This is a genomic window from Burkholderia sp. MSh2 (assembly GCF_000731655.1).
Classification (GTDB): domain Bacteria; phylum Pseudomonadota; class Gammaproteobacteria; order Burkholderiales; family Burkholderiaceae; genus Burkholderia; species Burkholderia paludis.
Genome location: NZ_JPGM01000006.1, coordinates 141663 through 166820, shown reverse-complemented (window position 1 = coordinate 166820; position 25158 = coordinate 141663). Strand labels below are relative to the sequence as shown.

Below are 25158 nucleotides of genomic sequence, written 5' to 3'. Positions count from 1 at the left end.
GGTGAGGCGTGCCGGCCGCCGGCTGGCGGCCCGGACAGGCGTGGCGCGGGGGCGCACCGCCGGTCGTCACGCGGCGCGCATCATGCCCGTGACGGGGCCGGCGCGCCGCCTTCGGCGACGGCAGCATCATACAACGCGGTCTGTGCAATTGCCGTGGCAATTCCCGCGTCGTCGTGCGATCCGTCGAGCATGCCCCAGCGCCGGTATTGGGACAGGAACCACCGGGCTTCATGCGGATCGGGCCGGTTCACCGCGCCGCCGTCGTGGAAACGGATCGGCAGCGGCGGCGCGGCGAACGGCCCCGCGCCGTAGTCGCCGAGCAGGCGCGGCGCGATCAGCCGGGCCGGCACGCCGAGCGCGTCGGGCGACGCGAGCCAGTCGGCCGCCTCGCGGCGGTGCGCGGCGCCGTCGAGCCACGCGCAGGCATCGACGAGCGTGCGGATCAGCGCGCGCGCGGCGGCCGGATACAGCGCGACGAAGTCGCGCCGCGCCGCGAGCACCTTCTCCGGATGATCGGGCCAGATCTCGCTGGTGACGGCGACGGTCCGGCCCGCGCCGCAGGCCTCGGCCACCGCGTGCCACGGCTCGCCGGCGCAGAAGCCGTCCAGTTCGCCGCCGGCGAGCGCGGCGACCATCTCGGGCGGCGGGATCACGACGCTGCGCACGTCGCGCAGCGGATCGACGCCGTGGGACGCGAGCCAGTGGTTCAGCCACATCGCATGCGTGCCGGTCGGGAAGGTCTGCGCGAGGAGCGGCTTGCGGCCGAGCGTCGCGAGGGCCGTGCGCACGCTGCCGCTGTCGCGATACGCGTCGGCGAGGCCGCGCGACAACGAGATCGCCTGGCCGTTGCGGTTCAGCACCATCAGCGCGGCCATGTCGGCCTGCGGGCCGCCGATCCCGAGCTGCAGTCCGCAGACGAGCCCGTACAGCGCATGCGCGGCGTCGAGCTCGCCGCTCAGCAGCTTGTCGCGCACGGCGGCCCACGACGGCTGGCGGCTGAGTTCGAGCGTGAGGCCGTGCGGCGCGCCGAGGTTCAGGCGCTGCGCGACGATCAGCGGGGCCGCGTCGCTCAGCGCGACGAACCCGAGGCGAAGATGCGCGCGTTCCGGCGCGGCGGGCGGGAGAGTGTTCATGGCGGTCATGGCTGGGGTGACGCGTCGAGCAGTTGCCGCGCGACGTCGACGATGCGCAGGCCCTGATCCATCGCGCGCTTGCGCAGCGCCGCATACGCGTCGTGCTCGGACAGCCGGCGCTGGTCCATCAGCATGCGCTTCGCGCGGTCGATCAGCTTGCGCTCGGCGAGCTCGCGCTCGACGTCGGCGAGGCGGCGGCGCAGCGCGTCGTCGTGCGAGAAGCGCGCGAGCGCGACTTCGAGGATCGGCGCGAGGCGCTCGGCCGACAACCCCTCGACGAGATACGCGCTGACGCCCGCGCCGACCGCCGCGCGGATCAGCGTCTGGTCGGCGTCGTGGCTGAACATCAGCACGGGGCGCGGCGCGGTGGCGTGCATCACCGCGAGTTGCTCGAGCGTGTCGCGCGACGGCGAATCGGTATCGATGATCACGACGTCGGGGCGCTGCTCCTCGACGGCCGCCGGCAGGCGCGCGGGCGTCGCGACGTCGTTCAGCATCTCGTAGCCGAGGCGCGCGAGCGCGTCGCCGAGATCGCCGATCGGCTTGTCGGTATCGGTGACGAGCAGCACGCGCAGGCGGGCGGACAGGGCGGGCGAACTCATGAGGCGGGCAACGGGGGCAGCGGCACGTCGAGGCTGCGTGCGAACGAGGGCAGCCGGCCGCGGGGGCGGCCGGCAGCGACGGGAAGGAGAGGCGGCCGACGCCGCGCGCCGTCGCGCATGTCAGGCCGCGCGCGACAGCGCCGCCGCGGGCACGGTCTCCGCGTGACGCACGGCCGCTTCGCCGATCGCGCCGCCGACGAGGATCACGGCCGGGCTGCCGAGCCCTGCCGCGGCGACGCCGCGGGCAAGCAGGCCGAGCGTGCCGGTCCAGCGGCGTTCGTCCGGCGTGCCGGCCCATTGCACGGCCGCCGCCGGCGTCGACGGCGGCAGCGCGGCGAGCAGGCCGGCCGCCAGGCTGTCGACGCGGCTCATCCCCATGTAGATCGCGAGCGTGGTGCCGGCGGCCGCGAGACGCGCCCAGTCGGGTTCGCCGTGATCCTGCCGGTGCGCGGTGACGAACGTGACGCCGTGGCAGTGCGCGCGGTGCGTCAGCGAAATGCCGAGGCTCGCGGCGGCCGCGAATCCCGACGAGATGCCGTTGACGATCTCGACCGGAATCGCGGCGGCGCGCAGGGCGGCGAGTTCCTCGCCGGCGCGGCCGAACAGCAGCGCGTCGCCGCCTTTCACGCGCACGACGTGCGCGCCGCGCAGCGCGTAGCGGTGCATCAGTTTCTCGATGAACGCCTGCGGCGTGGAGCGGCAGCCGCCGCGCTTGCCGACGCGGATCACGCGCGCGCGCGGTGCGAGTTCGGCGAGGCCGGGCGCGACGAGATCGTCGAGCAGCAGCACGTCGGCGGCGGCCAGCACCTTCGCGGCCTTCAGCGTCAGGAGATCGGGGTCGCCGGGCCCGGCGCCCAGCAGCGTGACTTTACCAGTCGTCATGTCGTGTTCCAGTGTCGCCCGCGAGGTGGCGGCGGTCGATAGCGCGCGGCCTGCGCGGCGGCGGGCGCTCGAAGCGCAACTGCCGCCGGGCCGTGCCGCGCACGGTGGGGACGCCGTTGTCCGGATCGGCCCGCCGTGGCCGGCGGGCAGGGTTTGCGGGGACTGCTCACCGGCGCCGTTGCCGGTGTGATGCAACGGATTCAGCAATATCCGGGCCAGCCGGCACGACGTGTGCGGAGCGGCGCGTCGCCCGTCGCCCCGCGCGCAGGCGGCCGAGACGGACGGGCCGCCGCCGCGCCGCGTCGGCATGCATCGTGCCCCGCCGGCGCGCACCGCGATGTCGCACGGCGGCGGTGCTGCAGTGCACCACCTCTGTGCCTCGCTGCATCACGACGCATCGTGCGCCGTGGGCCGCCGTGCGTCGCGCGCGGCCCGGCGAGCCTTGCGCGGCGCGGCTGGCGGGCCGGTCCGGGCCGACATGGCACGGCGCTTGCGTCAGCCGGTTCGGACGGATCAACGGCGATTCGTCCGCAGTACCGATTACCGACGCGCCCGGCAACGGGCTTCATGGGCAACGGCGTCCTACGCATCGGGTCTCGACGAGACCGGGTGCGCAGGACGCCGTTTTTCGTTTGGCGGATGACATGACCGACAAAGCTACCCGTATCGATCTCTTCAGCCTCCGCACCGCGCCGATGCGCGCGTTCCACCTGACGTGGATGGCGTTCTTCGTGTGCTTCTTCGCATGGTTCGCATGCGCGCCGCTGATGCCGCTGATCGCACGCGAATTTCACCTGACGGCGGCGCAGGTCGCCAACATCAACATCGCGGCGGTGGCCGCGACGATCGCCGTGCGGCTGCTGGTCGGCCCGCTGTGCGACCGCTTCGGCCCGCGCCGCGTGTACGTCGGCCTGCTGCTGCTGGGCGCGATCCCCGTGTTCGCGGTGTCGTTCACGCACGACTACCTGTCGTTCCTGATCTGCCGGCTCGGCATCGGCGCGATCGGCGCGGGCTTCGTGATCACGCAGTACCACACGTCGGTGATGTTCGCGCCGAACGTGGTCGGCACCGCGAACGCGACGACGGCCGGCTGGGGCAATGCCGGCGCGGGCGCGACGCAGGCGCTGATGCCGCTGCTCGTCGCGGCCGGCCTGATGCTCGGCTTCGGCGACGATGCGTCGTGGCGTGTCGCGCTGGTCGTACCGGGCGTCGCGATGCTCGCGATGGCCTGGGCGTACTGGCGCTTCACGCAGGATTGCCCGCAAGGCGACTTCGTCGCGCTGCGCAAGCAGGGGGTGACGGTCGACAGCGGCAAGAAGGGCGGCTGGGCGAGCTTCGTCGCGGCCTGCGGCAACTATCGCGTGTGGATGCTGTTCGTCACGTACGGCGCGTGCTTCGGCGTCGAGGTGTTCATCCACAACATCGCGGCGCTGTACTACGTCGATCACTTCAGCCTGTCGCTGAAGGACGCGGGTTTCGCGGTCGGCATGTTCGGGCTGCTCGCGCTGTTCGCCCGCGCGTTCGGCGGCTGGCTGTCCGACCGGATCGCCGCGCGCCGCAGCCTCGACGTGCGCGCGACGCTGCTGTGCGCGCTGATCGTCGGCGAAGGGCTCGGGCTGCTCTGGTTCTCGCATGCGCAAAGCGTCGGCGCGGCGCTCGTCGCGATGCTCGCGTTCGGCCTGTTCACGCACATGGCTTGCGGCGCGACCTACGCGCTGGTGCCCTTCATCGACCGCAAGGCGCTCGGCGGCGTGGCGGGAATCGTCGGCGCGGGCGGCAACGTCGGCGCGGTCGCCGCGAGCTTCCTGCTGAAGGGCGTCGGCGACGTGCAGTACACGCTGAGCCTGCTCGGCCTCGCCGTCACCGCGACCGCGCTGTGCGCGATGGCCGTGCGCTTCAGCGACGAACACAAGGCGCGCGAAGCCGAGCTGCGCGACCGCGCACTGGCCGCCGCCGCGAACGCCGCCAACTGATCGAGCGAAGGAATCGTCATCATGAAACTCATCGTCATCGGCCACGGCATGGTCGGCCACAAGTTCCTCGAATGCGTCGCGGCGGAAGCCGGCGAGGCGGGCGCGCCGCAGGTGACCGTGCTCGGCGAGGAACCGCGCCCGGCCTACGATCGCGTGCACCTGTCCGAATTCTTCGCCGGCAAGTCGGCGGACGACCTGTCGCTCGTCGAACCCGGCTTCTTCGCGCGTCATCCGCGGTTCGACCTGCGCCTGAATGCGCGCGTCGCGTCGATCGATCGCGTCGCGCATGCGGTCACGCTTGCGTCGGGCGAAACGCTCGGCTACGACAAGCTGGTGCTCGCGACCGGCTCGCGCCCGTTCGTGCCGCCGATGCCGGGCCACGATCGCGCGGGCTGCTTCGTGTACCGGACGATCGAGGATCTCGAGGCGATGCAGGCATGCGGCGCGCACGCGAAGCGCGGCGTCGTGGTCGGCGGCGGGCTGCTCGGCCTCGAATGCGCGAAGGCGCTGCGCGACATGGGGCTCGACACGCACGTCGTCGAATTCGCGCCTCGGCTGATGGCCGTGCAGGTCGACGACGGCGGCGGCAAGATGCTGCGCACGAGGATCGAGGCGCTCGGCGTGACCGTGCATACGGGCAAGAACACGCTCGGGATCGTCGACGGCGAAGACGGTGCGCACCGGATGACGTTCGCCGACGGCACGCACCTCGACGCCGACCTGATCGTGTTTTCCGCCGGCATCCGCGCACGCGACGAGCTGGCCCGCGCCTGCGGGCTCGAGATCGGCCCGCGCGGCGGCGTCGCGATCGACGACGCCTGCCGCACGAGCGATGCCGACATCTACGCGATCGGCGAATGCGCGGCATGGAACGGCATGGTGTACGGCCTCGTCGCCCCCGGCTACGACATGGCGCGGGTGGTCGCGAAGCAGCTCGGCGGCGATCCGGGCGGCGCGGCCCGCGCGGCGGCCGTGTTCGCGGGCGCCGACATGAGCACCAAGCTGAAGCTGATGGGCGTCGACGTCGCGAGCATCGGCGACGCGCACGGCGCGACGGCCGGCAGCCGCACCTACCAGTACGCGGACGAGCGCCGCCAGGTCTACAAGAAGCTCGTGGTGTCCGACTGCGGCAAGTTCCTGCACGGCGCGGTGATGGTCGGCGACGCGGCCGAGTACGGCACGCTGCTGCAGATGATGCTGAACCGCATCGAGCTGCCCGAATCGCCCGAATTCCTGATCTTGCCGTCGTCGGACGGGGCGGCGAAACCGGCGATCGGCGTCGACGCGCTGCCGGCGGCTGCGCAGATCTGCTCGTGCAACAACGTGTCGAAGTCGCAGATCTGCACGGCGGTTTCCGACGGCGCGACGAGCCTCGGCGCGCTGAAGTCGTGCACGGGCGCCGGCACGTCGTGCGGCGGCTGCGTGCCGCTCGTCACGCAGATCATGAAGGCCGAGATGAAGAAGCAGGGCCTCGCGGTCGACAACCATATCTGCGAGCACTTTCCGCATTCGCGCCAGGCGCTGTTCCACCTGATCCGCGTCGAGCGCATCACGACCTTCGACGCACTGCTCGCGAAGCATGGCCATGGCCTCGGCTGCGACGTGTGCAAGCCGGCCGTCGCGGGCATTCTCGCGTCGTGCTTCAACGAGTTCGTGCTGAAGAAGGAGCACGCGGGGCTGCAGGATTCGAACGACTACTACCTCGCGAACATCCAGCGCGACGGCACGTATTCGGTGGTGCCGCGCATGCCGGGCGGCGAGGTCACGCCCGAAGGGCTGATCGCGGTGGGCCAGGTCGCGCGGAAGTACGGGCTCTACACGAAGATCACCGGCGGCCAGCGCGTCGACCTGTTCGGCGCGCGCGTCGAGCAATTGCCGTCGATCTGGGAGGAGCTGATCGCGGCCGGTTTCGAATCGGGCCATGCGTACGGCAAGGCGCTGCGCACCGTGAAGTCGTGCGTCGGCTCGACGTGGTGCCGTTATGGCGTCGGCGATTCGGTCGGCCTCGCGATCGATCTGGAGAACCGCTACAAGGGGCTGCGTGCGCCGCACAAGATCAAGTTCGGCGTGTCGGGCTGCACGCGCGAGTGCGCGGAAGCGCAGGGCAAGGACGTCGGCATCATCGCGACCGAGAAGGGCTGGAACCTGTATGTGTGCGGCAACGGCGGGATGAAGCCGCGCCACGCGGAACTGCTCGCGTCCGATCTCGATCGCGCGACGCTGGTCCGCTACGTCGACCGTTTCCTGATGTTCTACGTGCGCACCGCCGACCGGCTGCAGCGCACGAGCGTGTGGCGCGACAACCTCGAAGGCGGGCTCGACTACCTGATCGACGTGGTCGTGCACGACCGGCTCGGGATCGGCGCCGAGCTCGAGGCCGACATGCAGCACGTGGTCGACACCTACGAATGCGAGTGGAAGAAGGCCGTCACCGATCCCGACACGCGCAAGCGCTTCCGCCACTTCGTGAACAGCGACGCGCCGGACACGACCATCGAATTCGTCGAGACGCGCGGCCAGATCCGGCCCGCGACGCCCGGCGAACGGACGGACGGCAAGCCCGTGTCGACGCCCGTCGCCGCCGGGGGCGCGACGCAGGTCCTGAGCGAACCCGCCACCGCCTGACCCTGACCGACACCAGCGTCTTTTCCAAGGAGCCTCTCATGAACGATCGTCTTCCTCTGTCCTGGACCCGCGTGTGCCAGCTCGACGACATCGTGCCGAACACCGGCGTGTGTGCACTCGTCAACGGCGAGCAGGTCGCCGTCTTTCACGTCGCGCATGCCGAAGACGGCGGCGTGTTCGCGATCGGCAACGTCGATCCCGTATCGCAGGCGGCCGTGCTGTCGCGCGGGTTGATCGGCAGCCTCGGCGAGCGCGTCGTCGTCGCGTCGCCGCTGTACAAGCAGCATTTCGACCTGCGCACCGGCGAATGCCTGGAGGCGCCCGGGCAGTCGGTGAGCGCGTATCCGTCGCGGGTCGAGGACGGCGTCGTGTGGGTCGCGGCCTGATCGCTCCGGAGCGCGCATGACCGCCACCCCCGTCAAGAGCGTGTGCCCGTACTGCGGCGTCGGCTGCGGAATGGTGCTGCACGTCGAGGACGGCGAAGTCGTCAAGGTGTCCGGCGACGCCGACCATCCGACCAACTTCGGGCGGCTGTGCACGAAGGGCGCATCGGCGCACGTCGCGCTGCGCCGCTCGGGGCGGCTCGACCGCGCGTTCGCGCGCCGCGCGCGGGAGGACGACCTGGTGCCGCTGCCGGCGCGCGACGCGATCGCCGAAACGGCGCGCCGCCTGCGCGCGGTGCTCGATGCGCACGGGCCCGACGCGCTGTCGTTCTACGTGTCGGGGCAGATGTCGATCGAGGCGCAATACCTCGTCAACAAGCTCGCGAAGGGCTTCGTCGGCACCAACAACATCGAGTCGAACTCGCGCCTTTGCATGGCGAGCGCAAGCACCGGCTACAAGCAGTCGCTCGGCGCGGACGGCCCGCCCGGGTCGTACCAGGACTTCGATCGCGCGAACCTGTTCTTCGTGATCGGCGCGAACATGGCCGACTGCCATCCGATCCTGTTCCTGCGGATGATGGATCGCGTGAAGGCCGGCGCGAAGCTGATCGTCGTCGATCCGCGCCGTACCGGCACGGCCGACAAGGCCGACCTGTTCCTGCAGATCCGGCCGGGCACCGACCTCGCGCTGACGAACGGGCTGCTGCACCTGCTGCATGCGAACGGCCGCACCGACGCCGCGTTCATCGATGCGTACACCGAAGGCTGGGACGCGATGCCCGCGTTCCTCGCCGAGTACACGCCCGAGCGCGTCGCGGCGATCACGGGGCTCGCGGAAGCCGACCTGCGCACCGCCGCGCAATGGATCGGCGATGCACCGGAATGGATGAGCTGCTGGACGATGGGCCTCAACCAGAGCACGCACGGCGTGTGGAACACCAATGCGATCTGCAACCTGCACCTCGCGACCGGGCGGATCTGCCGGCCCGGCAGCGGGCCGTTCTCGCTGACCGGCCAGCCGAACGCGATGGGCGGGCGCGAGATGGGCTACATGGGGGCGGGGCTGCCTGGCCAGCGCTCGGTGCTGTCCGACGACGACCGGCGCTTCGTCGAGCAGCTGTGGCGCGTGCCCGCCGGCACGCTGCGCAAGGAGACGGGGCAAGGCACGGTCGACCTGTTCGCGCGGATGGCGGCCGGCGACGTCAAGGCGTGCTGGATCGTCTGCACGAACCCGGTCGCGACCGTGCCGAACCGGCGGAACGTGATCGCCGGGCTGCAGGCCGCGGAGCTGGTGATCGCGCAGGATGCGTTCCTCGACACCGAGACCAACCGCTACGCGGACATCCTGCTGCCGGGCGCGCTGTGGGCCGAGGGCGACGGCGTGATGGTCAACTCCGAGCGCAACATGACGCTGATGCGCGCGGCGGTCGCGCCGCCGGGCGATGCGCTGCCCGACTGGCGCATCGTCGCGGAAGTCGCCCGCGCGATGGGCTTCGGCGAGGCATTCGATTACGCGTCGGCCGCCGACGTGTTCGACGAGATCGTCCGGTTCTCGAATCCGGCGACCGGATACGACCTGCGCGGCGCGAGCCATGCGACGCTGCGCGACGGGCCGGTGCAGTGGCCCGTCGCACCCGGCGCCGCGCGCGAGCGGCACCCGATCCGCTACCTGAACGACGGCGTGAGCCAGACGCCGCGTCCGGCGGCCGACGGGCGCGCCGCGCCGCGCATCGCGTTCCCGACGCCGTCGGGCAAGGCGCGCTTCCTCGCGCGTCCACATGCCGATCCGGCCGAGCGGCCCGACGACGCGTTCCCGGTCGTGCTGAACACCGGACGGCTGCAGCATCAATGGCACACGATGACGAAGACGGGCAAGGTCGCGATGCTGAACAAGCTCAACCCGCGCCCGTTCGTCGAACTGCACCCGGACGACGCGCGCGCGCTCGGCATCGTCGCGAAAGACAGCGTCGAGATTCGCTCGGCGCGCGGCCGCGCGGTGCTGCCGGCGGTTGTGACCGAGCGCGTGCTGCGCGGCAACTGCTTCGCGCCGATGCACTGGAACGACGTGTACGGCGACGACCTGTGCATCAACGCGGTGACGAACGACGCGATCGATCCCGAATCGCAGCAACCCGAACTGAAATACTGCGCGGTCGCGCTGCGGCGCGTCGAGACGGATGCGTTCGCGTCCGCCGGCGACGAGACGGCGCAACCCGATGCACGCGCCGACGACGCGCGGCCCGCGCCGGCGATGGTGCAGGCGACTGCTTCACAGGAATCCGACATGGCAGACCTCGACACTTTCGCGGCCGCGCTCGGCGTTGCCGACCTCGCGCCGCCGCCGCTGACGGACACCGAACGGCTGTACGTGGCCGGGCTCGTGAGCGGGCTGAAGGCAAGCGCCGGCCGGCGCGACGGCGGCGTGCCGGTGCTGCCGGCCGGCGCGCCGCTCACGCCGCCGGTGCGGTTCTGGCTCGACGGGATGCTCGCGGGCCTGTTCAGCCGCGCGTTGCCCGCCGGCACGCAGGGCGCCGCGGCGCCGGCGCCGCCGGCCGATGCCGGCGCGCCCGGCGGCGTGCGGATCGTGCGTGCGCGCCCGAAGGTCGTGCTGCTGTGGGCATCGCAGACCGGCAACATCGAATCGCTGACCGAGGATTACGCGACGCAGTTGATGAACGCGGGCTTCGAGATCCGCACCGCGTGCATGTCCGACTACCCGGCGGCGTCGCTCGCGGGCGCGCAATACGTGCTGCTGATGACGAGCACGTTCGGCGACGGCGACGCCCCCGACAACGGCAGCGAATTCTGGGAAGCGTTGCAGGCCGGCAGCGCCGCGCGCCTCGATGGCGTGCACTTCGCGGTGCTTGCGTTCGGCGATCGCAACTACGACCGGTTCTGCGGCCACGGCCGCCGGCTCGACGCGCGGCTCGCGGAACTCGGCGCGGCGCGTCTTTGCGCGCGCGTCGATTGCGACGTCGAATTCCAGCACGACGCCGACCAGTGGCTCGAACGCGTCGTCGCGCGGATCAAGGAGGCCGACGCCGCGCTGCACGCGGTGCCGTCAGACGGCCCGGGCCCGGCGGGGCTGCTGCCGTCGAAGGCGCATCCGGCGCCGTCGAAGCTCGTCGCGAACCTGCGGCTCAACCGTCCGGGCGCGGCCAAGGACACGCGCTGCGTGTCGCTGTCGACCGAAGGCGCGAACCTCGAATACGAAGCCGGCGATGCGCTCGGCGTGTGGCCGACCAACTGCCCGGAGCTGGTCGACGAACTGCTGTCCGTCACCGCGCTGAAGGCCGATGCGCCGGTGACGGTGGCGGGCGCCGGCGACATGCGCCTTGGCGATGCGCTCGCGCGCCACTTCGACATCACCCGCCCGCATCCGGACACGCTCGCGTTGATCGCGTCGCGCAGCGCGAACGGCGCGCTGAAGTCGCTGCTCGGCGACGACCGCAAGGGCGACCTGAAGCAATGGCTGTGGGGGCAGCAGCTCGCCGACGTGCTGCACGAGTTTCCGGTCGAGCTGTCGGGCGCGGAACTGGTCGGGATGCTGAAGCGGATGCAGCCGCGCCTGTATTCGATTGCGTCGAGCCCCAGCGCGCACCGGGGCGAGATCCACCTGACCGTGTCGGCGGTGCGCTATCACAACGGCCGGCGCGCGCGCAAAGGCGTCGCGTCGACCTTTCTGGCCGATCGCGCTGACGACGGCCGCGTGCCCGTGTTCGTGCAGAAGTCCGCGCATTTTCGGCCGCCGGTGAACGGCGACGTGCCGATCGTGATGGTCGGCCCCGGCACCGGCGTCGCGCCGTTCCGCGGCTTCCTGCACGAGCGGCAGGCGCGCGGCGCGCGCGGGCGCAACTGGTTGTTTTTCGGGGAGCAGCACGCGCAGACCGATTTCTACTACGGCGACGAGCTGGGCGCGATGCGCGACAGCGGCTTCCTGACGCGGCTCGATCTCGCGTTCTCGCGCGACCAGGCCGACAAGATCTACGTGCAGGACCGGATGCGCGAGCAGGGCGCCGAGCTGTTCGCGTGGCTGGAGGACGGCGCGCACTTCTACGTGTGCGGCGACGCCGCGCGCATGGCGAAGGATGTCGATGCGGCGCTGAAGGCCGTGGTCGCCGAGCATGGCCGCATGTCGGACGACGACGCGAACGACTACGTCGCGCGGCTCGCGAAGGCGCGCCGCTATATGCGGGACGTGTACTGAACGCGGGCGGCGCGGCTCGATGCGGCCCGCCGGCATGCGGGCCCGGCTTCGGCGACGAGCGGGCCTGCGACGGCCCGGGCCGTCGGGAGGGCCGTCGACGGCGAACGCCGCGCATGACAGTCCGGGCGGCGGGCATGGCGTTCCCGCGTGAACCTCCGGCCGCCGCCGGTTTGCATCACTGCTGGCGGTCCCACGCGCTTGCCTGCTCGGCACGGACGAAGGCTTCCGACGATTTCGGCAGCAGGTTGCGGAACGCGCCGCCGTCGCTTTCGATCACGTCGACCATTTTCGCGATCATCTCTTCCGGATCGTGCTGTTCGAGCGGGAACGTCAGCTGCTCGGGCGTCACGATGTGGACGGCCGGATCGCGCCAGCGCCGCGCCGTTTCCATCATCCGGTCGTTGAAGCCCGTGCTATACGGGCCGGGGTTCACGACCGCGACGCGGATCCCGTGCGGCGCCAGCTCCGCGTGCATCGCTTCGGCGATCGATTCGACCGCGTGTTTCGATGCGCAATAGGCGCCGGTAAACGGCCCCGTGATCAGGCCCGCGATCGACGACACGAACACGATCTTGCCGTGTCCGCGCGCAAGCATGCCGCGCGCGATTTGCTGCGTGAGTTCGAGCGGCCCGAACACGTTGACGTCGAACAGCGCGCGGACGATCCCGACCGGCAGGTCGACGAGCGCGCCGGCTTCGCCGACGCCCGCGTTGTTCACGAGCACGTCGGGGGCGAGTTCGGCCGCGCGGGCGCGATCGTGGGCCGACGTGACGTCGAGCTCGATGGCGCGCAGCGCGGCGCCGCGTTGCGCGGCGGCGGCCGTCAGTGCGTCGATCTCGGCGGCGACGCGTACGCCGGCCGTCACGTCGTGGCCGCCGGCGGCGAGGCGCAGCGCGACTTCGCGGCCGAAGCCGGTGCCTGCGCCGGTGATGAGGATGCGTTTTCGGGTCATATGCTTACCTGGTGGTGTGGAGGATGGCCTGCAAGCGGTCGCGACCATGCCGGGCGATCGCGGTGTCTTCGTCGACGCTGCCGCCCGACACGCCGATCGCGCCCACGCAGCGCCCGCTGCCGTCGAAGAGCGGTTCGCCGCCGCCGAACGTGACGAGCCCGCCGTGGCTGTGCTCGATCCCGCGCAACGGACCGTTGCCCGACAGCGCGCCGAGCGTGCCGGTCGACGTGCGGAAGCGGATCGCCGTCAACGCCTTGCGTTGCGCGAGGTCGATCGCCCCCAGAAAACAGTCGTCGGTGCGAACGAACGCGAGCAGGTTCGCGCCGCCATCGACGATCGCGACGGCGACGCCCTCGACCTGCAACGATGCGGCATGCGAGAGTACGGCGTCGATCGTGCGGCGGGCGGCCGCGAGCGGCAGCGCGGGGAGGGACGGGTTCATGCGACGTTCCGGTGATGCGACAGGGCCAGTGTAGGCGGTGGCGGTATATGGGAGAATCCGCATTCCACTCGAAAGAGTTTCAAGTTTTTCTAATGATGAGCCGACGCGATCCGATGGCCGGGCTGCACGTGTTCATGACGGTCGCGGCGACCGGCAATTTCACGCGGGCGGCCGCCGCGCTGGGTCTGACGCCGGCCGCCGTCAGTCTCTCGATCGGGCAGTTCGAGGGCGAGCTGAACGTGAAGCTGTTCAACCGCAGCACGCGCGGCGTGAGCCTGACGGAAGCCGGGCAGCGCTACTGGCGGCAGACGGAGCCGGCATACCGGCAGGTCGTGCAGGCCCGCGACGAGCTGAAGGACGGGCGCAGCGCGCCGAGCGGCGTGTTGCGCGTGACCGCGCTGCCGCTGGCGCGCTCGCTCGTGATCGCGCCGGTGCTCGCCGTATTCCGTGAGCGCTATCCGGACGTGCGGCTGGAGATTCGCTATGAGAACGAACTGGTCGATATCGCGAAGGACGGGTTCGATGCGGGGATCCGCCTTGCCGACCGGCTGCAGCCGGGGACCATCGGCGTGCGGATCGCGCCGGCGCTCTCGTGTGCGCTGGTCGCGTCGCCCGGTTATCTGGCGCGGTACGGCACGCCTGCGTCGATCGCGGCGCTCGGGGGGCACGCGTGTATCCGCTTCCGGTTTTCGGAGAGCGGGCGGCTGCACAAATGGCTGCTGCACGACGGGCGCCGCGACGTCGATCTCGATCCGGAAGGCGTATTCGTGACGAACGACGCCGATGCGGTGATCGACGCGGCGCGCGCCGGGGTCGGGATCGCGTTTGCGTTCATGCGCGAACGGATCGAGCAGGACCTGCGCGACGGCGCGCTCGTCGAGGTGTTGCCGGGCGCGTGCCGGACGCTGCCGCCGATGTGGCTGTATTACGTGAATCGCAAGCACGTGCCGGCCAAGCTGCGCGCGTTCATCGACGTGCTGCGCGAGCGCGACGGGGCAGGTGTGGCGTAATCCTTTCGCCGGCCGGCGGCGGCGATCTGTCCGGCGGCGCATGATGGCGGCTCCATCCACGAAACCATGGAGTCGCGTCATGACGGCATTTCCCCGTTTCCCGGTTCGTACCTTGATGATCGCCGCCACGCTGGCTGCCGCTGGGCTCTGCAGCGCACCGGCTGTCGGCCAGACGTCGACCGTACCCGCAGGTTCGGCCGAGGCGACGGCCGACAACGCGGTACTGCTGACCGTTTTCCTCAGGCACGACCAGTCGCGCCCGCTTGCCGAGCTGAATGCGCAATTGGCGAAGCAGGGCTTCTACAAGGCGTTTCCGCCGCCGGGCGTCGAAGTGGTGAGCTGGACCGTGACGATGGGGATCGGGCAGATCGTCGTGCTGCGGTTGCCGGCGTCGCGGCTGCGTGAAGTCAATCGGGTGCTCGAGGATACGGCGTGGGGCGCGTATCGGACGGAGTTTTATCCGACTTACGACTACAAGGCGATCGGGTTGGGGGAGCATGAGCGGGCGAAGTGAAGCTTGAGTCCCGGCGTTTCTGACTTGTAATAATGCCGTCATCGGTCAGGTGACCTGACAGGGCGCGGGACTCAACATGCTTTGACCGGGACGTTTTTCTCAATGTTGGCTGGTGCCGGGAATGCCAGCAATTCGACCGGAAAGTGAATGGGGGGAAATTAAAAATAAATATCGACTGATATTAGTCGGAAATTTGTCATCCTATTAATTTAAATTATTTCAATAGGAAATTTTAAACGACAAACGTTTGCCTTGTTTTCGCCTCCGAAAAATCTTGCGCCACATCTTGAGGGAATGGTTCTTTTCCTGTGTGATATCGCATCCGGCTCGCTACATTTTGATCAATAGTTGCCTTCATTGGCATGTTTTTCTGGTAGTATCCGCGCGCATCGGGCGAAGCGCGCACGGTGGTCGGGGGCGAATGTCGTCGAATTAACGCTGCTGTCGCCCTCGCGACGGCAGCAGTAGTGCATGTAATGGATTGACCAGTTTGACGTCAATGTCAAACGGAAACGACTCACGAATAATGCGAGAGACCAGAAAACTTCCGCTTGTCGTCGATCTCGACGGCACGCTGACGACGTCGGATACCTTGATGGAGTCCGTGATAAGTGTCGTCAAGCATCAACCCGCGAATCTGTTGCGACTGCCTTTCTGGCTCGCCGGCGGTCGCGCCGCATTCAAGGGCAAGGTCGCCGAGCAGGCCGATTTCCGGGCGGAGACGATTCCTTACCGAGAGTCGCTTGTCGATTACCTGGCTCACGAACGCAAAGGCGGCCGCAAGATCGTGCTGGCGACGGCCGCCCATCGCTCGATCGCCGAGCGGGTAGACGCCCATCTTGGCCTGTTCGATCTCGTCATCGCGACCAGCGGCGACACCAACCTGAAAAGCGAAACCAAACTCGCCGGCATTCGCGAGCAGGTCGGCGACGATTTCGTCTATGCCGGCGACAGCAAGGCCGACATGCCGATCTGGGCCGGTGCGAAGGGCGCCATTCTGGCCGGCGTCCCGCCCGGTATTGCTGCCGACATCCGGAGCAGCATTCCCGTCGAGCGGGAGTTTTCGAACGAGCGTGCCTGCTTCTCGACCTGGTGCAAGGCGCTGCGCGTCCATCAATGGTTGAAAAACCTGCTGTTGTTCGTGCCGCTGCTGACGGCTTTTGCGTTCTTCGACGCCGACAAGGTCACGACGCTCGTGCTCGCGTTTCTGGCGATGTCGCTGGGCGCGTCGGCAACCTACATCGGCAACGATCTCTGGGATCTGGACAGCGACCGGCGCCATCCCCGCAAGCGCAATCGCGCGTTCGCGAACGGGACGCTGTCGATTGCCCGGGGGCTGGGCGCCGCCGCGCTGCTGCTCGCGGCGGCGTTTGCGCTGGCATTCGCGGTGTCGGTCGAGTTTGCCGGCATGTTCGCGCTCTATCTGTTGCTGACGACCGCATACAGCTGGCGCCTGAAATCGGTCGTACTGCTCGATGTCGTCGTGTTGTCGCTGCTGTACACGCACCGGATCGTTGCGGGCGCCATTGCGGCGGACATCGCGGTCAGCCGCTGGCTTCTCGCATTTTCCGTGCTGGCCTTCCTGAGTCTTGCGCTCGTGAAGCGCTGCTCCGAGCTCGTGTTCCTGCGCCAGAACGACAAGCGTGTATCGGCGGGCCGGGATTACCGCGTGGGGGATCTCGAGGTGCTCTGGCCGTTCGGGATCGGCGCGTCGCTGGCCGCAGTGGTCGTGTTCGGCCTGTTCATCAATGCTCCCGAAACGGCCGCGCGCTACACCGTTCCGCATTTGTTATGGCTCGTGCAGGTTGGCCTGATCTACCTGTTCGGCCGGCTGTGGATCGCAACGGTCCGCGGCACGATGCACGACGATCCGATCGTCCATATTCTCGAAAATCGCGGTAGCTTCGGCATGCTTTGCGTGATGGTGGCGCTGGTGCTGGCCGCTCACTTCATGCCTGCGCTGTAAGCGGCACAAATCCCATGACGGAAAAGAACCGAAACCGCGTGCGGGCATTCTGCCGCTTCGCCATCGTCTACGTGCTGCTGTTCGTGTGCGCAGGAAACATCACCAACAGCGTGCTGTTGAAGTGGGGGTTCCGTGACGACCAGAAGGCCAGTTTCCCCACGACCTACAGCCTCGTCGGGATGATGAACGGCGACGCGCCGAAGCCGTTCGTCTACCGCTCGTCGTTTCCGAAGGCCGCGAAAGCGATGGCCGAGCGCCTCGACGGGGCGACGCGGGACAAGCTGTTCAAATCGATCACTCGGCATGATTCGCTGCGCAATACCTATTTCACGAGCGTGCCGGGCGAATACTGGACGCCGGTCGTGGCGATCGTCTATCACCTGACCTACATCGCGATCGTGCTGTCGATGCTGTTTTCGCTGTTGCTGGTCTACAAGCTGGCGAGGCTGCATGGCCTGAGCTTCGGGCATTCGGTCGGCTTTCTGGCGGCATTCAGCTTCGTCTATCCGCTCACGTTTCAGCAGGGCGGCTACTACTACGATTTCTTCGAACTGCTCGGCGTGCTCGGTGCGTGCTATTTCCTGCTGACGAAGCGGCTGCTGGCGTGCACGGTGACGATCGCCGTCTTTTCCCTGAACAAGGAGACGTTCTTCCTGGTTCCGCTCGCGTTGTTCTTCCTGCACGACCGCGACACTGCAATGCGCAAGCGCGTGATGTGGCTCGTGCTGCAACTGGGTATCTGCGTGGCGACCCGCCAGTTCATCATGAGCGGGTACGGCGCCAATGCCGGCGGATTCGTCGAATATCACGTGTGGGACAACCTGCGGTTCTGGCTGAATCCGGCGTCCTATCTGTCGTTCTACAACCTCATCGGTAAAGGCATCTATACCCCGAGCCTCGAGAACCCGTTGATGCTCGTGCCGCTTGCGGTGTTCTTCAGGGCGGCGTGGCAGGCGACGCCAACCCGGTACCGTGCCTACTTCGTCGCGGCGTTCATGCCGGTGCTGGTGCTGTTCTCCTTTTTCGGCTACCGGGACGAAGCGCGAAACTTCTCGGTCGCCTTTCCCGCGATCGTATTGGTCGCACTGCACGGTGCGAACCGCTTCAATGCGATTTTTGGCGGCGGCGCGGATGTGCCGGATGGGGCTCGTGTCCCGTCCGGTCGTCGATTCGACGCTGCAACGGCGAAGGAGGCCGCGTAATGAACTGGCTGATCGTGATTGCGAGTGGTGTGTTCGGCGGGCTTGCCAGCGTGTTGCTCAGGGTGGCTGCGCTCAAGGGAATCGCGCTCGGCGAATCGAGCGTCTTGCCGTGGATTGTACGTGGCGCGGCCATTGGCGCTTACGGCGTCGGGTTCGTGCTTTACGCGGTCGCGCTGCGCAAGACGTCGCTCGGCATTGCCTACCCGACGATGGTGGCGGTTTCGATGCTCGTCGTGCTGTCGTTCACGGCGGTGCACGAACATCTGTTGCGGCCCATGCAGGCCGTTGGCGCGCTCGTCATCCTGATCGGCGTCTGGATGGTTACGCGGGTGGCGTAATCCGGAAGGGCGCCAATACAGGGGAGGACCCCGTCCGGGGCGCCCCGGCAGTGTCGATTTTTCTGTTCTGCCGGAAATGGGCGCCACATCATCCCGCCTGTCCCCATTGCCTCCAATACCGCGCTCCCGCGAATTCGTGCTCGCCTGTTCGGCGCGGCCGGAAGAATTTCCCCTAAATGCAGGGCTCGTCATTCGTCCGACGAAAAACCCGCCCCGGTTCCCTGTATCATGCGCACCTTGCGTTTTCGGCCGCACGATTTTGATGCGATGTTTACGTGCCCGGGAAGCCACAAAACCGCACAATGCGAATCGGAAAGATTTTGTAATATAAAGCCCGTATACTTGTAAGTTCTGATTCAGGCGTTCCCTGCCTTTTCTTCCGGCCGACCGCCCACGCAGAACAACCAGATTCGTCGCCGCCTGGGCCGCTTGCGCCGCGACACGCTATGCATCGCCACTGAATAATCTATGTCTTCCCGCCACTCTGGTTCGCCCGGCCGCGCCGCGGCGGTGATCGCCCGTGCCCGGGCGTTGATCCGCAACGAACGCGTGCTGTCGCCGCTGCTCGCGCTCGGCATCGGCCTGCTGCTGATCGTGGTTTTCCAGCATCTGTCGGAATCGGTCGACTACCGGTCGGTGATCCGCCAGCTGCGTCACATGTCCGCCGGCGAGTGGAGTGCGTCGCTGGCCGCGACCGCGCTCAGCTATCTCGCGCTCGTCGCCCGCGATGCCGTCGGCCTGCGCTACGTTGCCGCGAAAGTGCCGCGCGCCGCGCTGTGGATCGGCGCGATCGCCGGGTCCGCGCTTGGTAACGCGACCGGCTTCGGTGCGCTGACGGGCGGCGCGGTCCGCGCGCGCGTGTACGGCGTGTCGGGCGTCACGCCCGCGCAGATCGGCCGGATGACGGTGTTTACGAGCGGCACGCTGGCGCTCGCGATGGTGCTGATGACCGCCGTCGGCATGGTTTGCGTGCCGGAGGCGCTGGCCGAGATGCTGCACGTCGTGCCGGGCGTGCTGACGTGGACCGGCGCCGCGCTGCTCGTCGCAATGGCCGCGCTGGTCGCGATGTGCGGCAACACCGCGCGTCCGGTCGTCACCCGCTTCAAGTGGCTGTCGTTCGACGTGCCGGCGCGGCGCGATCTCGTCGCGCAGGTCGTCTACGCGGTGCTGGACGTCGTCGCGGCGGGCCTGACGCTGTGGGTGCTGCTGCCGGCCGCGCCGGTCGGTTTCCCGACCTTCATCACCGTTTACGCGGCGGCGTTGCTGCTCGGGATGATCGGCCATACGCCGGGCGGGATCGGCGTGTTCGAGGCCGCGATGGTCTTCACGCTCGGCCGCGAAGTACCCGCGCACGTGATGGTGGCCGCGCTGATCGCGTATCGCGCGATCTATTTCGGCGTGCCGCTCGTGCTGTCGGCCGGCCTGCTGGCCGGTTTCGAGGGCCGCGCGCTGCGGCGCCGGCTGGTGACGCGGCAGGCCGTGCGCGTGTCGCAGCTCGCGCCGGTGTTCCTGAGCCTCGTGACGTTCGCGGTCGGCGGGATGCTGGTGATCTCGAGCGCGACGCCCGCGTTCTGGCACCGGATCGCGATCCTGCGCCATATCGTGCCGCTGTGGGTGCTCGAAGGCTCGCAGGTGATCTGCAGCGTGCTCGGCGTCGCGTTGCTGTTCGTCGCGCGCGGGCTGCTGCGCCGGCTCGACGGCGCGTGGTGGATGACCTTCGCGCTGACGCTGGCGAGCCTCGCGCTGTCGCTGGCAAAGGGCCTCGCGTTCGTCGAGGCCGGCGTGCTCGGCACGCTGCTGGTGCTGCTGATCGTGAGCCGCCGCCGCTTCAACCGTCATTCGTCGCTGCTCGCCGAGCGCTTCACGGTGAGCTGGTTCGTGTCGGTGACGATGGTGCTGATCCTGGCCGTGTGGGTGCTGTTCTTCGCGTTCCGCGACGTGCCGTACACGCGCGAGCTGTGGTCGCATTTCTCGTTCGACGCGCGCGCGCCGCGTGCGCTGCGCGCGACGCTCGCGTCCGGCGTGTTCGTCGCGCTGTTCGCGCTGTGGCAACTGCTGCGCCCGGCGCCCGGCCGCTTCGTGAAGCCCGCGCCGCAGGACCTGTCCGACGCCGAGCGGATCATTCGCGCGCAGGAATGCAGCGATGCGGGCCTCGCGCTGATGGGCGACAAGTCGTTCCTGTTCTCGGAATCGCGCCAGGCCTTCCTGATGTACGCGAAGTACGGCCGCACGTGGGCCGCGCTGCACGACCCGGTCGGGCCGCGCGAGGAGTGGCCGGCGCTGATCGGCAAGTTCATCGCGCTCGCGCACGCGCACAGCGGCCGCGCGGCGTTCTACCAGGTGCGTGCGAACGCGCTGCCGCTGTATCTCGACGCCGGGCTCACGCTGATGAAGCTGGGCGAGGAAGCGCATATCGCGCTCGACCAGTTCGACCTGAAGGGATCGAACCGGTCGCACCTGCGCTATGCGCTGCGCCGCGGCGACAAGGATGCGCTGACGGTCGAGGTGATCGCGCCGTGTGACGTGCCGGCCGCGCTGCCGGGGCTGCGCGACATCTCGGACGGCTGGCTCGACAGCCGCGACGCGCGCGAGAAGAGTTTCTCGGTCGCCGCATTCCACGACGGCTATCTCGCGACGCAGTCGGTGATGCTGGTGCGGCAGGCCGACAAGCCGATCGCGTTCGTCACGTTCATGACGACCGACCTCAACACCGAGGCGACGGTCGGCGTGATGCGCCATCTGCCGGACGCATCGCCGTACGCGATGGAGTATCTGTTCACGCAGCTCGCGCTGCATCTGAAGGAGGCGGGCTTCCGCAAGCTGAGCCTGGGCATCGCGCCGTTCTCGGGGATGGGGGCGGCCAAGATGCCGTCGCCGTGGCACCGGCTCGGCCTGATGGTCTGGCGCTTCGGCGGCCGCTTCTACAACTTCCGCGGCTTGCGCGCATTCAAGAGCAAGTTCGAACCGCACTGGGAGCCGCGTTACCTCGCGGCCTCGGGCACGGTCGGCGTGTTCGTCACGCTGGCGGATCTGTCATTGCTGGCTGGAGGTCGGCGTTCATGATGTTGAAGAAGGGAATCGCGCGGGCGGCAGCCGCCTGCGCGGGAATGATGCTGGCCGGCGCCGCGTGCGCCACGCAGCCGGTTGCAGTGAAGGCCGAAACCGTGTCGGGCGGCCGCTACGGGCCCGTGACCGTGACGCGTCCGAACGGGCCGCTGCGCGGCTTCGTCGTGCTGTTCTCCCGCGAGGCCGGCTGGAACGCGGCCGACCAGCAGGCCGCCGATGCGCTCGCCAAGGCTGGCGCGATGACGGTCGGCGTCGATTCGGAGCGCTACGCGATGAATCTCGCGCAGAAGCAGGAGGCCTGCCACCACCTCGACGGCGACGCCGAGGCGGTCAGCCACCAGCTTGAACGCCTCGTGCAATCGTCGCGCTATTTCACGCCGATCGTCGCGGGCGTGGGCCAGGGCGGTGCGATCGCGAAGCAGATCCTGTCGATGGCGCCGGAGAACACGATCGCCGGCGCGGTATCGGTCGATCCTGCCGCGAAGCTCGATCCGCGCTTCAAGCCGTGCGCGCCCGATCCGACGATCGTGCGCCGCGCGATGCCGGGCTTCGTCGAGACGGCCGCCTCGGGCGACACCGCGAAGCTCGTGTCGCTCGTCACGTCGCACCTGCGCGACAGCGGCAGCGGCGACGAGCTCGACGTGTCGGACCTGCCGCTCGTCGAGCTGCCGGCCAAGGGCGGCAGCGGCCAGCTCGCGATCGTGATCTCGGGCGACGGCGGCTGGCGCGATCTCGACAAGACGATCGGCGAGGCGCTGCAGCGCGACGGCGTGTCGGTGGTCGGCATCGACAGCCTGCGCTATTTCTGGAGCGAGAAGCCGCCGGCGCAGGTGAGCCGGGATCTCGCGCGCGTGATGCGCACCTACATGGCGCGCTGGCATGCGAACCGCGTGGCGCTGGTCGGCTACTCGTTCGGCGCCGACGTGATGCCGTTCGCCTACAACCGGCTGCCGGGCGACCTGCGCGACAAGGTCGCGGTGATGTCGCTGCTCGGCTTCGCGCCGGCCGCCGATTTCCAGATCCGCGTGACGGGTTGGCTCGGCATGCCCGCGAGCGACAAGGCGCTGAAGGTCGCGCCGGAAATCGCGAAGGTGCCGCCGCAGCTCGTGCAGTGCTTCTATGGCGCGGAAGAGAAGGACACGATGTGCCCGGCGCTCGCGAACACCGGCGCCGACGTGATCAAGACGCAGGGCGATCACCACTTCGGCCGCGATTACCTCGCGCTCGAGAAGAAGATTCTCGAAGGGTTCGGCAAGCCGGTGGCGGCGCGCTGAACAAGTACGTCGGGGCGGGAATGTTGCCGCCCCGACGCGCCGTCTTTACGTCAGCGTCACCTGGTTCTCGAATGCGATGCCGAGCTTCGCGTACCCCTGCGGTGACGGATGAATCTCGTTTTCCCAGTCGCCGGAGGGGCCTGTCGAATTGGCAGGGTCGGGGTTGAGCGTGCCGATCAGGTAGATCGGCCGGATATTGGGTTTGGCAATTCCGCGTGCAATGAGCCTGCCGTTGATTCCCGACAAGTACTGAGCCCATTGCTGAATAATGTACGTCGTCAAATCTAGCCAATCACCGGGCGGAATGGCGTATTCGGTGTACGCGCGTGACAGCCACGGGCCAATGCCGGGCCCGGCAGGCGCGTTGCGCGGTTGGGGGCAGTCGTAGGTGTGGATAAAGATGGGTACGCCGTTGGAACGACTGGTCGGTGCATCCCGTTTACTGACGACTGCGGCGAAACAGTCTTCGATCATTGCGAAGAAGGCTTGCCAACCGTCCGGACGCAGGTAGCGGTTGATCGGCCCGCTCGACGGAACGAGGGCGGTGTTTTGCAGTAACCGACGGGCAGCCTTGCCCGGATCGGTTTCAGTCGGGAGCGTCAGAATTGCGTCGAACAGGTCGTTGCCGCCTGCCGACAGCAGAATCGCATCCCATGAATAGGCAAGTGTTCCGCCAGCGAGATACGTGGCGAATTGCACTTCGCTCGTCCAGTCGACCATTTGCGTGAACGTCTTGCCGGGCGACGCCATCGAAACGGCCGCAGCGCTGTATGGCAAACGCAGGCTGAACAGCAGGTTGCTGGTTGCCCATGGCGGCAACTGCCCGATGGAGAACCATGAGTCGCCTTGCGCGAGAAACCGCCAGGTTGATGTGGTCAGGACGCTGCCGCGATCGCGGTTCAGGTCGCCCGGTTGCAGGACTGCCAGTGGATAGACGAATGACATGGAACCTCCGTCACAGGGTGTGGGGCAGCGCTATAGCGCGGGGTCGAGCGGCGTGATCCGAGCCAGCATCGTCGTGTACTCTTCCGCCGCAATCTGACGGAATTTCATTTTCACGATCAATGGTGCGTGCGTTGTTGTATCGGGGCCGGCCGGCGCATCGGAGAACAGGCATTTTGCAGCCGCCTCGACGATTTTCTCGAGATCGTTGGTAGTCAGTGCGTTGGCCGGGAAACCAGGTGGCAGGTTGCCGTCAAGCATGCGGATCAGCAGATAGATTGGCACCACGTCTGCGAGGCCGATCGGCAGTAGCTTCGATGCGTCAGATCCGAAATGCCGACGCACGATCGCTTGCGAACCCAGTCGCAGCATGAAGCGAAACGGAAATCCCGTTCGGATCGATAGCGTGACGGGATCGGCCGTGGCCATCTGCTCGATTGACGTGATGCCTTCCGCATGCAATGAAGCTGTCACGTACTTTGTCACTCCGTTTAACTGGATCAATTCGTCCGGAACGCTGTCGACCTTTTCGGACTGGTTCAGGTTGAACGCCGCCACTCGGCGAATTGCCTTGATGATTGCTTCAACGGGCATGGTTGTCAGCGCGAACGCGCCTAGAACATGCGTTGAGTCGTTGGACGTCGCCGCACCGGCTGCGACGACCGCTAGCGGCATGGCGAGAAACAGCCGTAACGAATACCAGTACACATCGGACGCATTGAGCGCTCGACGCCGGATGTTCAGCACGGAATCGCTCACGACGAACATCAGTGCGCCGGCAATCGCCGAGACGATCATCGACGTGCCGAGCCCGAAGATGCAGGTCGCCGTGCCTCCCGATGCGCAGGCCCCCACCGTGCATAACCACGCGGCGACGGCCGTGATGGCATAAGTCACGACAAGCAGGATCAGAAACGGCGGCACGAATACCCAGAGGCCGTATTGATCGTGATAGATATTCGCGAACAAGCGGTCACCCAGTGTTGGCCAGTGCGCCGGGAATTGGCTCAGGCGCTCCGTATCGCTGGTAAATACCGGGCCTCCTTGCTGTTCGGCGTACCGGATCGTCTTCAGCAGCGATTTCGACCAGAAGCGCTTCAGGTAGGCATCGAGCGCGTCGTTCTTGAGGCTGTTGCGGAATTCGTCATAACGCGCATACCAGCCGAGGCACAGGAATGCGATGAGCGGCGCACCGACGAGCACGGTGGCGATCCCGCTGATGAGGATGATGGTCCACGGCCATCGAATTGCGCAGAGCGATGAAAAGTCTCCATGAATCCAGGCCCCGACTATGTGGAGCCAGGCCAGGAACGAGCAGGGCCAATCTCCAGCGCCCGGTTGGTGAATTGGCCGGTTGGTCGCGCATGTTGCGATCACTGCTCCAGCCACATTGACGAGAATCAAACCTATGCTCAAGCGCCATGCGCGAACCGTTGCCGTCCAGTGATTCGTTCGAACGGGATTGACAGTGGGAGTCCAGGTTTTAAACGGATTCGAGGTAGCCATGATGTGCTCGCGAGTGATCACGCCCGCTTCCAGACACGATCACGCGTGCGGAAGAAAGGCTAATGTCGCGTCCCGCCGCCGAACGGCGAAACGATTCTCTTTGCTTCGATGAAGTGAATCAGGGAAGGGGCAGCGGGGTCA

The 25158-nt window shown here is 67.9% G+C and carries 18 protein-coding genes; 11 read left to right on the top strand and 7 right to left on the bottom strand.

Going from position 1 to position 25158, the window contains the following annotated elements; genetic code table 11:
- Positions 1 to 80: 80 nt before the first annotated feature.
- From GQ57_RS05335 to cobA, 3 genes are all read right to left on the bottom strand, one after another.
- Positions 81 to 1133 carry a CmpA/NrtA family ABC transporter substrate-binding protein gene (locus GQ57_RS05335; protein WP_031397616.1) on the bottom strand — a complete coding sequence of 351 codons (1053 nt, stop codon included), beginning with the start codon at positions 1131 to 1133 and terminating at the stop codon, positions 81 to 83.
- A 5-nt stretch (positions 1134 to 1138) separates the two neighbouring features.
- Positions 1139 to 1735 carry an ANTAR domain-containing response regulator gene (locus GQ57_RS05330; RefSeq protein ID WP_031397615.1) on the bottom strand — a complete coding sequence of 199 codons (597 nt, stop codon included), beginning with the start codon at positions 1733 to 1735 and terminating at the stop codon, positions 1139 to 1141.
- A gap of 120 nt (positions 1736 to 1855) precedes the next feature.
- Positions 1856 to 2617 (bottom strand): uroporphyrinogen-III C-methyltransferase, encoded by a 762-nt coding sequence (gene cobA, locus GQ57_RS05325; RefSeq protein ID WP_034197302.1) that lies wholly within the window; start codon positions 2615 to 2617, stop codon positions 1856 to 1858.
- Positions 2618 to 3261: 644 nt separating this feature from the next.
- Here cobA and GQ57_RS05320 point away from each other — a divergent pair.
- From GQ57_RS05320 to GQ57_RS05305, 4 genes are read left to right on the top strand one after another with little or no spacing between them, the layout of a single operon-like run.
- Entirely contained in the window at positions 3262 to 4590 is a 1329-nt protein-coding gene (locus tag GQ57_RS05320) for an MFS transporter (protein ID WP_034197301.1), read from the top strand.
- Positions 4591 to 4611: 21 nt separating this feature from the next.
- Positions 4612 to 7215: a nitrite reductase large subunit NirB gene (gene nirB, locus GQ57_RS05315; protein WP_034197300.1), complete on the top strand. Its 2604-nt coding sequence runs from the start codon at positions 4612 to 4614 to the stop codon at positions 7213 to 7215.
- A 38-nt stretch (positions 7216 to 7253) separates the two neighbouring features.
- Positions 7254 to 7601 (top strand): nitrite reductase small subunit NirD, encoded by a 348-nt coding sequence (gene nirD / locus GQ57_RS05310; protein WP_034197299.1) that lies wholly within the window; start codon positions 7254 to 7256, stop codon positions 7599 to 7601.
- Positions 7602 to 7617: 16 nt separating this feature from the next.
- A complete protein-coding gene (locus tag GQ57_RS05305; RefSeq protein WP_034197298.1) occupies positions 7618 to 11805 on the top strand; it encodes a bifunctional nitrate reductase/sulfite reductase flavoprotein subunit alpha in 4188 nt (1395 codons plus the stop codon).
- Positions 11806 to 11980: 175 nt separating this feature from the next.
- Here the strand turns inward: GQ57_RS05305 and GQ57_RS05300 are convergent, their stop codons facing one another.
- Both GQ57_RS05300 and GQ57_RS05295 read right to left on the bottom strand, forming a co-directional pair.
- A complete protein-coding gene (locus GQ57_RS05300) occupies positions 11981 to 12757 on the bottom strand; it encodes an SDR family oxidoreductase (protein WP_034197297.1) in 777 nt (258 codons plus the stop codon).
- Positions 12758 to 12761: 4 nt separating this feature from the next.
- Entirely contained in the window at positions 12762 to 13199 is a 438-nt protein-coding gene (locus GQ57_RS05295) for a GlcG/HbpS family heme-binding protein (RefSeq protein ID WP_034197296.1), read from the bottom strand.
- 95 nt (positions 13200 to 13294) lie between these two features.
- Here GQ57_RS05295 and GQ57_RS05290 point away from each other — a divergent pair, with 95 nt between their 5' ends.
- The 7 genes from GQ57_RS05290 to GQ57_RS05260 all read left to right on the top strand — a co-directional run bounded on the left by GQ57_RS05290 (position 13295) and on the right by GQ57_RS05260 (position 22569).
- On the top strand, positions 13295 to 14209 hold the full coding sequence (locus GQ57_RS05290) for a LysR family transcriptional regulator (RefSeq protein WP_031397607.1): 915 nt from the start codon (positions 13295 to 13297) through the stop codon (positions 14207 to 14209).
- Between the two features lie 79 nt (positions 14210 to 14288).
- Positions 14289 to 14723 carry a hypothetical protein gene (locus tag GQ57_RS05285; RefSeq protein WP_031397606.1) on the top strand — a complete coding sequence of 145 codons (435 nt, stop codon included), beginning with the start codon at positions 14289 to 14291 and terminating at the stop codon, positions 14721 to 14723.
- 526 nt (positions 14724 to 15249) lie between these two features.
- Positions 15250 to 16689, top strand: a complete 1440-nt coding sequence (locus GQ57_RS05280) for a UbiA family prenyltransferase (protein WP_034197295.1) — start codon at positions 15250 to 15252, stop codon at positions 16687 to 16689.
- A gap of 14 nt (positions 16690 to 16703) precedes the next feature.
- Positions 16704 to 17891, top strand: a complete 1188-nt coding sequence (locus tag GQ57_RS05275) for a membrane protein (protein WP_031397604.1) — start codon at positions 16704 to 16706, stop codon at positions 17889 to 17891.
- Entirely contained in the window at positions 17891 to 18229 is a 339-nt protein-coding gene (locus GQ57_RS05270) for a hypothetical protein (RefSeq protein ID WP_031397603.1), read from the top strand. The genes GQ57_RS05275 and GQ57_RS05270 overlap by 1 nt, the downstream gene beginning before the upstream one ends.
- A 468-nt stretch (positions 18230 to 18697) precedes the next feature.
- Positions 18698 to 21292 carry a bifunctional lysylphosphatidylglycerol flippase/synthetase MprF gene (mprF, locus tag GQ57_RS05265; protein WP_031397602.1) on the top strand — a complete coding sequence of 865 codons (2595 nt, stop codon included), beginning with the start codon at positions 18698 to 18700 and terminating at the stop codon, positions 21290 to 21292.
- Complete coding sequence (locus GQ57_RS05260; RefSeq protein WP_031397601.1) at positions 21289 to 22569, top strand: virulence factor family protein; 1281 nt, start codon at positions 21289 to 21291, stop codon at positions 22567 to 22569. Before mprF ends, GQ57_RS05260 begins: the two co-directional genes overlap by 4 nt.
- Before the next feature lie 45 nt (positions 22570 to 22614).
- On the opposite strand, the gene GQ57_RS05255 is transcribed toward GQ57_RS05260, so the two are convergent.
- Positions 22615 to 23514: a hypothetical protein gene (locus GQ57_RS05255; RefSeq protein ID WP_152603198.1), complete on the bottom strand. Its 900-nt coding sequence runs from the start codon at positions 23512 to 23514 to the stop codon at positions 22615 to 22617.
- A gap of 30 nt (positions 23515 to 23544) precedes the next feature.
- Positions 23545 to 25017 (bottom strand): hypothetical protein, encoded by a 1473-nt coding sequence (locus GQ57_RS05250; RefSeq protein WP_034197330.1) that lies wholly within the window; start codon positions 25015 to 25017, stop codon positions 23545 to 23547.
- Positions 25018 to 25158 lie beyond the last annotated feature (141 nt).

Bases quoted from the DNA above. Each gene is read 5' to 3' on its own strand.
- GQ57_RS05335 (WP_031397616.1), bottom strand. From the start codon at position 1,133: ATGAACACTCTCCCGCCCGCCGCGCCGGAACGCGCGCATCTTCGCCTC.
- GQ57_RS05330 (WP_031397615.1), bottom strand. From the start codon at position 1,735: ATGAGTTCGCCCGCCCTGTCCGCCCGCCTGCGCGTGCTGCTCGTCACC.
- cobA (WP_034197302.1), bottom strand. From the start codon at position 2,617: ATGACGACTGGTAAAGTCACGCTGCTGGGCGCCGGGCCCGGCGACCCC.
- GQ57_RS05320 (WP_034197301.1), top strand. From the start codon at position 3,262: ATGACCGACAAAGCTACCCGTATCGATCTCTTCAGCCTCCGCACCGCG.
- nirB (WP_034197300.1), top strand. From the start codon at position 4,612: ATGAAACTCATCGTCATCGGCCACGGCATGGTCGGCCACAAGTTCCTC.
- nirD (WP_034197299.1), top strand. From the start codon at position 7,254: ATGAACGATCGTCTTCCTCTGTCCTGGACCCGCGTGTGCCAGCTCGAC.
- GQ57_RS05305 (WP_034197298.1), top strand. From the start codon at position 7,618: ATGACCGCCACCCCCGTCAAGAGCGTGTGCCCGTACTGCGGCGTCGGC.
- GQ57_RS05300 (WP_034197297.1), bottom strand. From the start codon at position 12,757: ATGACCCGAAAACGCATCCTCATCACCGGCGCAGGCACCGGCTTCGGC.
- GQ57_RS05295 (WP_034197296.1), bottom strand. From the start codon at position 13,199: ATGAACCCGTCCCTCCCCGCGCTGCCGCTCGCGGCCGCCCGCCGCACG.
- GQ57_RS05290 (WP_031397607.1), top strand. From the start codon at position 13,295: ATGAGCCGACGCGATCCGATGGCCGGGCTGCACGTGTTCATGACGGTC.
- GQ57_RS05285 (WP_031397606.1), top strand. From the start codon at position 14,289: ATGACGGCATTTCCCCGTTTCCCGGTTCGTACCTTGATGATCGCCGCC.
- GQ57_RS05280 (WP_034197295.1), top strand. From the start codon at position 15,250: ATGCGAGAGACCAGAAAACTTCCGCTTGTCGTCGATCTCGACGGCACG.
- GQ57_RS05275 (WP_031397604.1), top strand. From the start codon at position 16,704: ATGACGGAAAAGAACCGAAACCGCGTGCGGGCATTCTGCCGCTTCGCC.
- GQ57_RS05270 (WP_031397603.1), top strand. From the start codon at position 17,891: ATGAACTGGCTGATCGTGATTGCGAGTGGTGTGTTCGGCGGGCTTGCC.
- mprF (WP_031397602.1), top strand. From the start codon at position 18,698: ATGTCTTCCCGCCACTCTGGTTCGCCCGGCCGCGCCGCGGCGGTGATC.
- GQ57_RS05260 (WP_031397601.1), top strand. From the start codon at position 21,289: ATGATGTTGAAGAAGGGAATCGCGCGGGCGGCAGCCGCCTGCGCGGGA.
- GQ57_RS05255 (WP_152603198.1), bottom strand. From the start codon at position 23,514: ATGTCATTCGTCTATCCACTGGCAGTCCTGCAACCGGGCGACCTGAAC.
- GQ57_RS05250 (WP_034197330.1), bottom strand. From the start codon at position 25,017: ATGGCTACCTCGAATCCGTTTAAAACCTGGACTCCCACTGTCAATCCC.